General features: G+C 33.1%; 8 protein-coding genes. 3 read left to right on the top strand and 5 right to left on the bottom strand.

Annotation, left to right across the window (positions count from 1 at the left end):
• Nucleotides 1–11: 11 nt before the first annotated feature.
• From BTR34_RS08185 to BTR34_RS08170, 4 genes are all read right to left on the bottom strand, one after another.
• The gene (locus BTR34_RS08185) at nt 12–1,661 is read right to left on the bottom strand and encodes a S8 family peptidase (RefSeq protein WP_068485700.1); all 1,650 of its coding nucleotides are present in this window, start codon (nt 1,659–1,661) and stop codon (nt 12–14) included.
• Nucleotides 1,662–1,714: 53 nt separating this feature from the next.
• Nucleotides 1,715–2,575 carry an MBL fold metallo-hydrolase gene (locus tag BTR34_RS08180; RefSeq protein ID WP_068485698.1) on the bottom strand — a complete coding sequence of 287 codons (861 nt, stop codon included), beginning with the start codon at nt 2,573–2,575 and terminating at the stop codon, nt 1,715–1,717.
• 99 nt (nt 2,576–2,674) lie between these two features.
• Nucleotides 2,675–3,073, bottom strand: coding sequence for a response regulator (locus BTR34_RS08175; protein WP_068485696.1), 399 nt, complete (start codon nt 3,071–3,073; stop codon nt 2,675–2,677).
• A gap of 1 nt (nt 3,074) precedes the next feature.
• The gene (locus BTR34_RS08170; protein WP_068485694.1) at nt 3,075–7,649 is read right to left on the bottom strand and encodes a PAS domain S-box protein; all 4,575 of its coding nucleotides are present in this window, start codon (nt 7,647–7,649) and stop codon (nt 3,075–3,077) included.
• 465 nt (nt 7,650–8,114) lie between these two features.
• On the opposite strand from BTR34_RS08170, the gene BTR34_RS08165 reads away from it, so the two are divergent.
• Together BTR34_RS08165 and BTR34_RS08160 are read left to right on the top strand one after the other, a co-directional pair.
• A complete protein-coding gene (locus BTR34_RS08165; protein ID WP_068485692.1) occupies nt 8,115–9,971 on the top strand; it encodes a cation:proton antiporter in 1,857 nt (618 codons plus the stop codon).
• Between the two features lie 241 nt (nt 9,972–10,212).
• On the top strand, nt 10,213–10,659 hold the full coding sequence (locus BTR34_RS08160) for a hypothetical protein (RefSeq protein ID WP_068485690.1): 447 nt from the start codon (nt 10,213–10,215) through the stop codon (nt 10,657–10,659).
• Nucleotides 10,660–10,673: 14 nt separating this feature from the next.
• Here the strand turns inward: BTR34_RS08160 and lepA are convergent, their stop codons facing one another.
• Nucleotides 10,674–12,470 carry a translation elongation factor 4 gene (gene lepA, locus BTR34_RS08155; RefSeq protein WP_068485688.1) on the bottom strand — a complete coding sequence of 599 codons (1,797 nt, stop codon included), beginning with the start codon at nt 12,468–12,470 and terminating at the stop codon, nt 10,674–10,676.
• A 200-nt stretch (nt 12,471–12,670) separates the two neighbouring features.
• On the opposite strand from lepA, the gene BTR34_RS08150 reads away from it, so the two are divergent.
• Entirely contained in the window at nt 12,671–15,076 is a 2,406-nt protein-coding gene (locus tag BTR34_RS08150) for an outer membrane beta-barrel family protein (RefSeq protein ID WP_068485686.1), read from the top strand.
• Nucleotide 15,077 lies beyond the last annotated feature (1 nt).

Genomic DNA, 15,077 nt, shown 5'->3' with positions numbered 1-15,077 from the left:
TCTTGTAATTATTATAATTGAATCTGTCCGGCAGCTACTTTGCTAGCTAATATTAAAGCATTGTATGCATTTGCAATTTTACCAGAAGTAGAAATTTGGTCTAGCGATGCACTTTTAGCATTATCTCCGCCTAATATTACTTTTGCTCTAATAGGTAGCCCAGATTGTAAAATTATCTTTTTAACCTGTGCCGCTGTTAGTGTTGGGTATTGAGACAAAACCAAAGCAGCAACCCCTGCTACTGCGGGAGCAGCCATAGAAGTACCAGGAGAGTATTCGTACTCATTATTTGGATAGCTAGAATAAATATCGGTACCAGGAGCAAAAATATCTACGTTTACCTTACCATAATTAGAATAGCTAGCCACTAGCTCAGAACCGTATTTAGGGTTTAAGGCACCTACGGTAATTACATTATCAGCAATTTCCGGTCCATTTTTTACTTGGTCATTAGGATAGTTGCCAATGGTTGGGTCGTCTAAATTAGCACCATCATTACCAGCTGCATGAACAAAAAGTACATTATGTTCAGCGGCATATTTTATAGCTTCATATACCCATTCTGCTTTAGGAGAAAAAGACTTTCCAAAACTTCCGTTTATTACTCTAGCACCGTTATCAACAGCATAACGAATACCTCTAGCAATATCTTTATCATACTCATCGCCATTAGGAACTGCCCTAATACTCATTATGGCAACATTATTGGCAACCCCGTTTGCTCCTTTTCCGTTATTACGTTCTGCTGCAATTATACCAGCAACATGTGTACCGTGGCTTTCATCGTCTACTCTATTTTTAGGATTTCCATTTCCGTAATTAACATCGGTAATATCATAAGCATCATCACCTACGGGCTCTCTACCATTAAAATCTTTATTTAGATTATAATTAAGTTGTTCTGAATAATAGGTAAGACCGTTATTTAACTCTTTTAAAACTTCAGGTATAGAATCTTTAATACCGAACATTTGATTAAGGATAGCAATATTTTGTTGCATTGCTTGATCAGTAGTCTTTATATCCGCTAAATCTTTTTTAGTGTACGATTCTTTTTTCAAATATTTTTTAACTTCAGCATCAGCATTTTTTACAGCTTGATAAATTTGCTCATATTGTTGTTTACCTTGTAAAGCCTCGGCATATTCGGTGTCTAACTTAGCTTTTGCCTTAGATAAGGTAGTTGCGTCACCAATATTTAAGCGAAGCATACGCACATATTCTAACTGTTCGTTGTAAGATTCTCCTAAGAAGTTATACCCATGAATATCGTCTATGTAGCCATTACCATCATCATCTTTACCATTACCTGCTTTTTCTTTGGTATTGGTCCATAACACATTTTTAAGGTCTTCATGGTTTAAATCAATTCCAGAATCTAATACCGCAACAATGGTTTTAGTACCTTTCTTGTTTTTTATTATTTCGTCATAGGCCTTGTCAACGCTCATACCGGGAATCGTATCGGCAACTAGATCTAAATGCCCCCAATTCTTTTTTTCGGTTGTCGATAAGTCGTCAATTTTTAAGGGAGAAGTATCAATATTCTCTACTGGAGTTAAAATAAGTCCGCTACCACCGGCAGGACTAGTACTTCCACAACCAGTTAATATGGCTGCGATTGATAAAATGAAAATGGATTTAAAATATGTATTTGTCATATAAGGTAAACGTATTAATAAATTATTTATAGTTATTATATAATAGTGTAAAATTAATTGAAGACTTCGTCAAAAGTATATACTTGATCCAAGCGGACACCTTTATCTGTGTGTTTTAGGGTGCATAATTGGTTGTGTGCATCATGTTCAAAAAACAAATAGTAATTGTTTTCTACAGCCTGATTAAGGAATAATTCTTTCTCCGTCATCGTAAGTAAAGGTCTAGTATCATATCCAATAACATAGGGTAAAGGAATATGACCAACGGTAGGTATTAAATCAGCAACATATGCAATGGTTTTTCCTTTATAAGAAAATTGTGGTAACATTTGTTTTTCTGTATGGCCGTCTACAAAGCGAATGTCAAAACCTAGCGGACTGTTTTTTATAAAACTATCTTCGGTACCATCTATAAAAGTTAAGTGACCACTATCCTTCATTGGAATTAGATTTTCTTTTAAAAAAGATGCTTTTTCTCTCGGGTTAGGTTCTGTTGCCCATTTCCAATGATTTTTATTTGTCCAAAACTTTGCATTTTTGAAAGCAGGTTCATAGCCGGTATGGTCTTTATTCCACTGTATTGCACCTCCACAATGATCAAAATGTAAGTGCGTAAAAAACACATCGGTAATATCATCCCTATGAAACCCATATTTTTTTAGGGAAGCATCAATATTAAAATCTCCCCAACGGTAGTAGTAACCAAAAAATTTGTCCGATTGCTTATTTCCCATACCAGCATCTATTAAGATAAGCCGATTACCATCTTCAATTAATAAACTACGTGCAGCAATATCAATAAGATTGTTACTGTCTGCCGGATTTGTTCTCTGCCAAATAGTTTTTGGAACGACACCAAACATAGCACCGCCGTCTAATTTAAAATTGCCAGTTTCAACGGGATAAATTTTCATAAAGGGCAAAATAATAAAAGCGGATGATATCTTAGGATTATTAAGAATATATTATCATTTAGCGCAGTAGATATAAAAGGCTAAAATGCAATTTAAATTTTAAACTTCTGGTAGTAGTTTTGCAATTTGATGATGTGCCAAAGGCTTTGTTAGATGCTTTTTTACAATAGGATATTCTTTGCCTTTATTTGAATCTATAGAGTCTAATGAAGAGCTTAAAATGTATAGGGTACAATGGTTTATTAAACTTTCTGGCAGTTTAATATATTCGTCTAAAAACTCGAATCCATTCATTCTTGGCATTTTAATGTCCAAGAAAATTACATCTGGGTAGTTTTCAGGTTCATCAATAATACTGTTTAGATGGTTTAAAGCATCAGTGCCAGAGGTTAATGTGGTAATAGTAGAAACATTTTCTTCTTTCGAAATAATTGCTTTGTTTATAAAATTATCCACATCCGAATCATCTATCAATAAAATGCTTACATCTTTACCCATATTATTTTCTTTTAGATTCGTTAGGTATTTTTAAGGTAAAGGTTGATCCTTCTCCAATTTTAGATTCTACATTTATAGACCCATTTAATTTCGACAGGACTTCTTTTACAATAAATAGCCCAATTCCAGTACCCATTACTTTAGAGGAAACTCTATAAAACATATCAAAAATTTTGTCTAATTGGTCATTTTCTATACCAACACCATTATCTTTTATTATTATTATCGCCTCTTTTTTAGAGGTTTTGATATTAACCCAAATTGATGGCGATTTTTTATTTAAATCATGATATTTTATCGCATTGGAGATAAAATTATTTAATAAAATTGAAATTCTTTTGCTGTCAGAAACAAATTCTATAGCGTCATTAACGTCTATATCAATGTTTATTTTACTAGTATTTTCTAGGTACCAAAAACTTTCAATAGAATTTTCAATTAAGTTAATAAAATTAATAGTTACTAGCTTAATATCTACGTGTTTATTACGGGAATATTCTATAATATCTTTAATGAAGTCATCTAAACGAACTATAGATTTTTCCATCATATTTAAATGAAGCTTTAATTGCGGCTCCTGTTCGTCTAATAAAGTTAATTGTATTAAACCCAAAACAGAAGCTAAAGGAGCTCTTAGTTCGTGCGAAGCGCTGTAGACAAAACTATCCAATTCAGAATTCGTTTTTTTAAGTTCTAAATATTGGGTTTCTACCGCTTCTTCTGCTTCTTTTCTTTGAGTGTCATCTATTAATGTGACCAAAATTTTGGGCGAATCTTTTATTTGTAAAAATTCTTTAGAAACCAAAAGTGTTTTTTTCTGACCATTTTTAAGTGTTACCTTAAATTCTTCATTGATTTGCTTGCCGTCTTTAAAAAAGGAAGCTAATGCTTTCTTTCTTTTTTCTAAATAATAATCATCTAATGTAACAACACCAGTATCCATTATTTTTTTTCCTATTAATTCTTTTTTGGATGTATTTAAAAGCGTGCAAACCGTTTCATTAGCTTCAATAATGATTTGTTCGGTATCCATTAACAGCATGCCAACATAGTTTGTTTCAAATGCCTTTGCAAACTTTTCTTCACTTTCTTTAAGAGCTTTTTCTGCAATAACACTTTTAGTAATGTCCATGGCAGTACCGTGATATCTAATTGGCTTTCCGGCAACATCATAAATTATTTCGGAAAAGGCTAAAAAATGTCTAAATGTATTGTCTTTAAGGAGAATTCTATAAAACGTTGGAGAAGTTGATTTGTTTTCTTCACTTTCAGTTATTTTATTTTCAATTATGTAATAATCATCATGATAGATTATATCCCTAACCAACTCTGGAGTCATAATAATGCTAGGATCAACATGATGGATTTTGTACATTTCTTTAGACCACTCAACAGTGTCTTTGTCCATTTCCCAATTCCAATAGCCAAACTGCCCAATTCTTATTGCAGCGTTCATTTTTGATTGTAAATCAAGAATTTTTATCTCAGATTCTTTTTGTTCTGTGATGTCAATTACAGTACCTATAAACCTAGCTGGATTATTATTTGCATCTAATTGAGTTTCCATTTCAACAGATATGTATTTTATGGAACCATCATTGACTATTATTCTATATACCAAAGAGTGTGTCTTATTTTCAATAGCTATACGTTCTACCACATCTCTATGAGAATTTAAATCATCAGGATGAATAAGGCTTTCAAGAAGCTCAAGTGTAACAGTAACATCTTTTTTAATCTCATAAATTTCGTACATTCTAGAAGACCATGTTATTTTTTGCGTTGCCAATTCAAAATCCCAATAGCCTATTTTTCCAATACGTATTGCTGCATCCATTCTAGATTGAAGTTCTATAATTTCATAGTCCGCCTCTTTTTGTTTGGTAATATCAATGACCGTTCCCCAAAATTTTATAGGTAAGTTTTCTTTGTTTCTAACCACCTCCATTTCTACTAATAAATGGCGAATAGAACCATCACGGACAATTATGCGATAAGTAGATGAATGATGTAGCGCTTCAGTTATAATTTCTCGTAAGTTCTGGCGATGTTTTTCTAGATCATCTGGGTGTATAAGACTTTCAAGAAGGTCTATTGTCATATCCTCGTCTTGAGAAATATCATAGATGTCATATATTATAGGGGAACATATAAAGGTTTCTGTTATAATATTAAAGTCCCAATACCCTATTTTTCCAATACGTATGGCGGCATCCATTTTAGATTGTAGGTCTAAAATTTCTTCTTGTGCTTTTTTACGTTCTGTTAAATCGAACCCAATGGATCCTATTCCAATAGGTTCGTTGTTTTTATCACTTATTATAAACCCTGAGAACTCCAGAGGGACTGTGCTATCATCATCAAAATTTTTAAAAGGCACTTCTCCAGTCCATACTCCGGTATTCTTTATAGCAGGCAGATGCTCTTGTAAAACTATTTTTTGATAATCTTCAGTAAAAAAATCTAAGATTGAAGTGGTGGTTATGTCTTTATCACTAGGGAAATTAACAAGTTTTTTACCTGCATCATTAATAAATAACGCTTCGCCATCTAAATTTGCCAACCCAATAAAACCAGGGCTATTTTCTATAATGGCAATTAATTTTTGTTTTTCTAATTCTTCTTTTTTCTTGCGAGTAACATCTCTAAAATAAATAGATAGCCCATTTGGAGAAGGGTAAAGGTAATTTTCTAACCATCTACCAAATTTTTCATGGTATTGTTCAAAATGTGTAAATATTTGGCGAGCCATAGCACCCTTAAAAAAAGCATATGCCTCTGAATTTTTGAACTCTGGAAATTCTTTCCAAAGATTTTTACCAATCATTTCAATGGGGTCCATGCCTACAATTTTGGCCGCTCTTGAATTGATGCTAATAAAGTTCCAATCTTTATCGAAAGAGATATAGGCATCGGAAATACGTTCTGTTAGTTGTCTATATTTCTTTTCACTTTGTATAATTTTGAAAGTAGCTTTTTTAATCTCAGTTTGGTCAACATAGGTACTTAAACTATATTTTTTACCTTGATATTCATAAGGTTCCATAGAAGTAATGACATGTATAATTTCACCTTGCTTAGTTGTAAAATCTACCTCTATTTTTCCGACCCTTTCGGTAGAAGCAAAGTTTTTTATGGCAGGGTTTGTTTTTAAAGCCTCTTCGATATTTACCAAACCTATTTCTGGTATACTTTTACCTTTTATTTCATCTAGTGAATAGCCTATTAGGTTTAAAAAATAATCATTGGCATCTACAAAACAGTTATTTTCGTCTTTAATGACCATGCCAACAAAACCACTATTAAAGGCTTTGCTGAATTTTTGTAAATTCTCATGTACTTTTTTTTCTAGTTCTTTTCTTACGGTAGAATCTCTTACAATACCAAGAATGGTTGTTTCATTTATTTTTTTAGCACTGACTTCAACATTAAGGGGTGTTCCATCTTTTTTAATTAAAACACGGTCATAAAGCACAGTGTCTCCTAATTCCATCTCTGCATGCCGTAATGGTTGTTTGACTAAGTTATCGGCGGTTATTAAGCTATTTAAATTCTTGTTAAGAAGTTCGCTTTTGTCATATCCAAATAGTTGAACACCATAGGTATTGGCATCTGTTAAATTTCCATGCATATCCGATAAAAATATACCGTCAGAAGCTTGCTCTACAAGAAGCTTATAACGTTCGCGACTCTCTTTTAACAAAGCCGTTTTTTCATCTACTAATTGAGTCAGTTTTTGAGGTTGCCTTGCAAGTTGCCAAACAAGTATGCCGCTTACAAATGAAAGCAACAGACCAAGAATGGAAAATAAAATAATGGTAGTATCAGATGTTGTTTTGTTATAAATCACATAAAGCTTCCATTCACCTTTGCTCGTGGTCAGGGGTATACTTAGGGCATCATCACCAATGGCAGTATTAGTGCTATAAAAAACCTCTTCAGTTTTATCTAAATTAATTTTGGATAATTGATAAGAAAACTGATTATCCCCTAGAGAATCAATTTGTATTGCGGGTACAACAGTTGAAAGTCTTACCACTGCTGCCACAAAACCATTAAATTCTCCCTCTTTATATAGAGGCCTTCTTCCAATAATACCAGAACCTCCTTGTGTTAAATGTATGGGTCCAGCGGTATAATAATCTTTTTTTTCAAGGGTAATTCTAGCCCCAAATTTATTATCTACGTCATTTAGAATATTTAAGCCTAAAACTTCATTGCCTTTTAAAGGATAAACATGTGTAATAACCCCTTCACTATTTACAAGTTCCAGAGCATCAATATTTTTATTGCTATTTAAAAGTAACTTAGCAATACTGTCAAAGTTTTCTGGGATGCCATAATTATCAACTATGAATGCTAATGTTTGTGTAACATTATAACTTTGTCCTAGAACATTTTGCAAGTCTTCTTTAAGTCTTGAAACTCTTTGATTAATATCATTCTTTTCGGATTGCTCTTTTAACTGTAATTTTTGATAGGTAATTGTTTGGCTAATAAGCAAGACTAATAAAAAGACAAGAAGACCTTCTAGTATAGGTTTATTAAAAACTGAAAGTTGTTTTTTTATGAGCAATTTAAAGTCCTTTTAATTAGTACTTTTCTGTTTTTAGAAATTTGAAAGTCTATTTTTTTATGAATAGGCTAGAACTATAAACTAAGATATAAAAGTACTATTTATAATTAAGTGTTTTCTTCACCTCTTGTAAGATATAGTTTGTTTTAAAACAACATTTAAAACATGCTTATTAGAAGCTAACGTATAGGTTTATAGCGTAAGTTTGGAAAAAACGGTTTTTTGTTAAGCTATTTTATTGTGTTTAAACACAAATTCATTGGTATAAAACAAACTATACTAAAGTTTAAGATTACACTCTCAATTTTAGGTATCATAACCAACCTAGAAAAGAGTCTATAAAAATTAAGAAAGCTTAAAAAATGTTTTACACAGATTATAGGGGTAATCTAAAAATGCTGGTCATAGAGCATATTTATGGTTTATACTGCCGTTTAATTGTTATTTTTATCCAAAACAAATTAGATGATAGAGCTTGCTGGAATAATAATTTTAGGGATACTTGCGCAATGGGTAGCATGGCGTTTAAAATTACCAGCTATATTACCGTTAATCCTTATTGGGCTATTAGTTGGTCCATTATCAACACTTTATACCGAAGATGGGTCTAAAATTATTGAACCAATATGGAATGGTACAAAAGGGCTTTTCCCAGGAGAAAGTCTTTATTATTTTGTTTCACTTGCCATTAGCATCATATTATTTGAGGGTGGTTTAACACTTAAACGGTCAGAAATAAGCAGTATTGGCCCCGTTATTACAAAATTAATTACCCTAGGGAGCTTAACTACATTTTTTGGGGCAGCAATTGCAGCCTATTTTCTTTTTGGTCTTTCCTGGCAGCTTTGTTTTTTATTTTCTGCCTTGATTATTGTTACTGGGCCTACAGTGATTACGCCTATTTTAAGAAATATACCGCTTAAAAAAGATATTTCGGCAATTCTAAAGTGGGAAGGTATTCTTATAGATCCTATTGGGGCATTAGCCGCAGTATTGGTATACGAGTTTATAAGTGTAGGTGAAGGCCAGGCATATACGATGACCGCACTAATAGAGTTCGCTAAAATATTATTATTTGGCTTTACTTTTGGTTTCACATTTGCACACGGGCTTACTTTTTTAATTAAAAAGAATTTTATACCGCATTATTTATTAAATGTTGTGTCGCTTTCCGTAGTGCTGGGCGTATTTGTAATGTCCGATGTTTTTGCCCATGAATCCGGATTATTGGCTGTCGTGGTTATGGGTATGGTTATGGGGAATACTAATTTGCCAAATATAAAAGAGCTGCTTTATTTTAAAGAATCGCTAAGTATTTTATTGATTTCTATTTTGTTTATTTTACTTGCCGCCAATATCAATATTGCGGACCTAGAATTAATTCTTACGTGGAAAACAATAGCTTTATTTCTCTCAATAGTATTATTGATTAGACCACTTGGTGTTTTTCTTAGCGCAATAGGTTCTAACTTAAAACTTAACGAGAAACTATTCATTAGTTGGGTTGGACCTAGAGGTATCGTTGCGGCGGGTATTGCATCTCTATTTGGGTCTAAGTTATTATCTAAAGGAGAGCCTGGAGCAGAGTACATAACCCCTCTTGTTTTTATGATTGTACTTGGCACCGTACTTTTAAACGCTACCACAGCTAGGGTATTTGCTAAATTAATTGGAGTATTCCTAAACAAATCTGAAGGTATTTTAATATTAGGGGCCTCAAAAGCATCAAGGTTAATAGGTAATTATTTACACCAAAATGATAGGCATGTTGTTTTAATTGACAATAATCAATCTAACATTGATAAGGCAAATAAATTGGGCTTAGAAGCATTTTCAGCCAATGTATATTCCGATAGTTTAACGGATAACATAGAACTTAATGATATAGGATACTTAATGGCCTTAACTGGAAACTCAGACATAAACAAGTATGCTATAAATAAATTTCAAGATGTATTTGGGGAAAATGGCTCATTTAGATTGGTTGATGCAGATGAAATGACTGATCCGGAAAACAACCCCAAAGAGGGCTTGTTTTCGCATACAGATGATTTTATAAAACTTATGGAAGCTGCTAGGAAATATCCGGCTATTCATGAAATTGACCTTCACGATACTGAGCATTACGAGGGTTTAATAGAAATAACAAAGGCAGATGCCGATATTGTTCCTTTATTCTTAAAAAATCCAGAAGGGGATATACAAATTATTACAGCCGACAGCAATGACTTTACCGATATACAAAAAGGCTATAAATTGGCATATTTAGGCAAAATATTTCCTACCGAAAACCATAGTAAAGAAGAGGCCAACAATTCATAAGTAATGATTTTACTCGATAATCGAGATTTAAATGCTCCGAAGCTTGTCTCGAAATGAAAATAGTTCTTCCTATAAATACCTCATGGGCGTACACTGAGGTTGTTTACTTTCTTTTTTTTGAATGCTGTTTTCTAAATATAAGGGAAAACCAGTATAAATAAATACATCTTTTAAGGTATTGTACACCAGTGGTTTCAACACTAGTTTTACGTGTATTAAAGAACCTATTAAAAGTGTTGAAATGAAAAATTTAAATAAAGTAATAGTATGTTTTCAATTGGTAATTGTTGGAGTGGCCTGTACCAAAAGTGATGCTAATAACTGTATAACTTGTAGTGTAGATGGTGTTGAAATTTGTGATGAAGGCCAACAACAAGTTGGTATTTACATTCAGGGCGATTTAACTGGAGAACTTTTAGACCTGCCGAGCAACGTAACATTTAATGAAGCGGCACAGGCATTCTGCGAAGAACTTGAAAAAGAATTTGATGCAACAGGAGACTGTTACGAATGTTCTGGACCCAATGTAACTACCTTTCCTGTATGTAAAGAAGGAGATGGTATTACTGTTAGCGGAACAGTAATAGATGACTTTGAAGGAGAATCGCTAGAAACCGTAATATCGATATTAGAGGAAAACCCTACCGATGAAGAAGTTTTTAGAGATCTAGCCTGCCAAAGAAATTAAATAGAACGAGCGCGTTAGTCGTTAAGTTTTAATACGGCCATAAAAGCTTCTTGTGGTACTTCTACATTACCTACTTGACGCATACGTTTTTTACCTTTCTTTTGTTTTTCAAGAAGTTTACGTTTACGAGATATATCGCCACCATAACATTTTGCGGTAACATCTTTACGTAATGCTTTAGTTGTTTCTCTTGATATAATTTTTGCGCCAATAGCAGCTTGTATAGGAATATCAAATTGTTGTCTTGGTATCAATTCCTTTAGTTTGGAGCAAATCTTTTTACCTATAGTTACTGCATTATCGGCATGTAGTAATGCCGAAAGAGCATCTACGGGCTGTGCATTTAGTAAAATATCTACCCGGACTAGCTTGGAAGGACGCATTCCTAGTGGTGTATAGTCGAAAGAGGCATAGCCTTTAGAAACGGTTTTTAATCGATCATAAAAATCAAAAACTATTTCTGCCAAAGGCATATCAAAATTAAGTTCAACACGCTCGGTGGTTAAATACGTTTGGTTGGTGATTACGCCACGTTTTTCAATACACAATGACATTACGTTACCAACAAAGTCGGCCTTTGTAATAATCGTAGCTTTTATATAAGGTTCTTCAACATGATCAATACTAGAAGGATCGGGTAAATCACTAGGGTTGTTTACAATAATAGGAGTTTCGGGATTCTTGCGTGTAAATGCGTGGTAGCTAACGTTGGGTACCGTAGTAATAACCGTCATATTAAATTCTCGTTCTAAACGCTCTTGAATAATTTCCATGTGCAGCATTCCTAAGAAACCACATCTAAATCCAAAACCAAGGGCAGCACTGCTTTCTGGAGCAAAGACAAGAGAAGCATCATTCAATTGCAATTTTTCCATTGAAGAACGTAATTCTTCAAACTCATCGGTATCAACAGGGTAAATACCTGCAAACACCATTGGTTTTACATCTTCAAAACCTCCAATTGGGTTTTTAGTAGGGTTGTCGGCATCTGTAATAGTATCACCAACTTTAACTTCCCGGGCATCTTTAATTCCTGTAATTAAATAACCTACATCCCCGGCTTTGACACTTTTTTTAACTACTTGAGATAATTTTAAAGTACCTACTTCATCAGCATAATAGTCTTTGTCCGTAGCTACGAATTTTATTTTTTGGCCCTTTTTAATTTCTCCATTTATAACTCTAAAATAGGTTTCAACCCCTCTAAAAGGGTTATAAACAGAATCGAACACAAGAGCCTGTAGAGCCTCATCAGGGTTTCCCTTTGGTGCAGGAATACGTTCTATAATAGCCGATAATATTTCTTCAATACCAATACCTGTTTTTGCAGATGCAGGTATTACCTCATCAGCGTTACAACCTAAAAGGTCAACGATATCATCTGTAACTTCTTCTGGGTTGGCACTAGGTAAATCTACTTTATTTAAAACCGGAATTATTTCTAAGTCATTTTCTAAAGCCAGGTACAGGTTAGAAATTGTTTGTGCTTGTATACTCTGTGCAGCATCTACTACTAAAAGAGCACCTTCGCATGCTGCAATAGATCTTGAAACCTCGTAAGAGAAATCTACGTGTCCTGGGGTATCAATTAAGTTTAAAACATATTGCTCTCCCTTATAGGTATAATCCATTTGTATGGCATGACTTTTTATGGTAATACCACGCTCTCTTTCAAGATCCATACTGTCTAATAATTGCTCTTTTTTCTCGCGATCGGTAACCGAACCGGTAAACTCTAATAGTCTGTCGGCCAGGGTACTTTTACCGTGGTCAATATGTGCAATTATGCAGAAATTTCTAATGTTTTTCATAACAATAACAGTATAATGTAGCAGTTTTAAACCAAAAACAGTGCTCGGCGTTAAAAAGCAATTGCAAATATAATCTAATTTATAGCGCTAAGCCTTAGTGTAATCGCCAATTTATTGTTGTCATCTTTTCTTTAGATTACAAAAAATGTAAAGGATTACAACTAATTTTTAATTAGATTTGAATTCAACCCAAGCTACTATTGAGACTACTATTTGCTTTTCTGTTGTTAACCTTTAGCATAACACAAGGTGCTTTTGGTCAAACCTACGAGTTAAAAGGCGAGGTAAAAGACCAATTTCAAGAACCGGTAGCGTTTGCTTCTGTTTTTTTATTAACCGTAACAGATTCTGTATTGGTTAAAGGATCCTCAGCAGACGAGAACGGCAATTTCTCAATTTCTAATATACCGGAAGGGCTATACTTTTTAAAAGCATCCTATGTAGGACAAATGTCCAATAATCTTGCCTTAGAGATTTTAAGGGACACTAAAATTGGTGCTGTAATTATAGAGCAACAAGCGCAAGCACTTAATGAAGTAACTGTAATAAGTAACCGACCAGTTGTGGAAAAAAAGGTAGATCGCATTGTTTTTAATGTTGAAAACACGGTGATATCGCAAAATAATTCTTGGGACATTTTACGCCAAACTCCAGGAGTCATTGTTATGAATGACGAGTTAAAAGTACGTAACCAAGCAACTACGGTTTATATAAATAATCGTAAAGTACAACTATCATCAGAAGAGGTTCGGAATCTTTTAGAAAATTACCAGGGGGAAAATATAAAGTCGGTTGAGGTTATTTATAATCCACCAGCAAGTTATGATGCAGAAGGCGGCTCCATTTTAAATATTGTCACCAGTAAAAATTTATCTGTGGGCTATAAAGGGAATATAAGTGCCGGGTATACGCAAGGTGTATTTCCGAAATACAATTTTGGCACTTCTCATTTTTATAAAACGGATAAATTAAATTTGAATGCGAGCTATACTTTTATTCCAAAAAAGGAATTCGTTAATACTTTAAATAACACCAATTATTTAAATGAAACAGGTATATTTTCTATTTGGGACACAGATTTTGACCAAATAATACGTAGTAATACGCACAGTGTAGGCCTGGTAATAGATTATGAATTTGATGACAAGAATACACTTAGTTTAACTACTAATGCCCAGTTACAACCTAAAAAAGAATCAGATTTTTTTCAGAATACCACGATAAAAAATGGATTAAATGTTTTAGATTCTACATTTACCACAGGGAGTTTTTTAAATGAAAAAAAGAACAATATTTCTGGCGATCTAACCTTTAAACATAAATTTAAAAATCAAGGTAATTTAAATGTAAATGCCCATTACACTTATTTTGACCTTATGAGAACACAGAATGTAAATTCTAATTATTTTTTGCCTGATGGATCTTTTATACGCGATTTTAATTTTGCTACAAATGTGGACCAACAAATTGAAATTAAAACAGCCCAAGTAGATTATAACGATTATGTAGGAACTGTGTTTTTAGAAACGGGAGTAAAAGGTTCCTTTATAAATTCTGAAAGTAAGCTAGACTATTTTTTACGTAATAATGGTTCTGAATTTATTCCAAACTTGTCCGATGATTATAATTATGATGAACGTGTTTATGCTGCCTATTTTAGTTTTTCAAAAGACTGGAAAAAGTGGACTTTAAAATCGGGGTTAAGAGCAGAGCAGACAGAGAGTACAGGTATTTCGCAAAACGTAACCAATATTAATAACCTTAAGTATTTGGAGTTGTTTCCTTCGTTATACATACTTCATAATATTAATGAGAATAATAGTCTTTCTTTTGACTATTCTAGAAAATTACAACGCCCTAGGTACGAAGATTTAAATCCGTTTAGAACATATATTAATGAACGAACTTTTGTAGAGGGGAATCCTAATCTTTTGCCAAGTTTTAGCCATAACTTTAATTTTAACTACACACTTAATCAAGAATACTTTTTCGATTTTTATTATAGGGATAATGGTCAATATATCTCAACATTAACTTTTCAGGACAACGAAAATTTAGTTTTAAGAGATATTACTCAAAATGTTCTTGAAAGCACATCATTTGGTTTAGATTTCACCTATGGTAAATCAATTAGCAATAATTGGTACCTCTATAGTTACATTTCTTTGTTTCATGAAGACGAAACATTTATAGCATTACAGAGCACTCCTTATTCTTTTAAGAATGAGTATAATGGAGCATATATAGATTTGACAAACTATTTAACGATTTCTAAAGATGGTACTTTTAAGGGTGAATTGGGCTTCACCTATTTATCTGGATTCTTACAAGGTTCATATCTACAAGAGGAATCAATTAATTTAACGTTAGGCCTTAGAAAATCATTTTTAAAGAACAGAGCGGTATTTAGTATAAGCGCTAATGACCTTTTGGGTAAATACAATGCTTATATTTCCTCAAGGTACTTGAATCAAAACAATAGCTATTTAACTGTACCCGAAACGCAATACGTTAAATTTGGATTCACATATAATTTTGGAAATTTCAGACTTGAAGACAACGACCGCAGCATTGAAAAAACAGAACGAGAACGACTAGAAAATTAAT

It is taken from the genome of Maribacter hydrothermalis, from assembly GCF_001913155.1.
Taxonomy (GTDB): Bacteria; Bacteroidota; Bacteroidia; order Flavobacteriales; family Flavobacteriaceae; genus Maribacter; species Maribacter hydrothermalis.
This window is presented reverse-complemented; position numbering and strand designations above follow the sequence as displayed.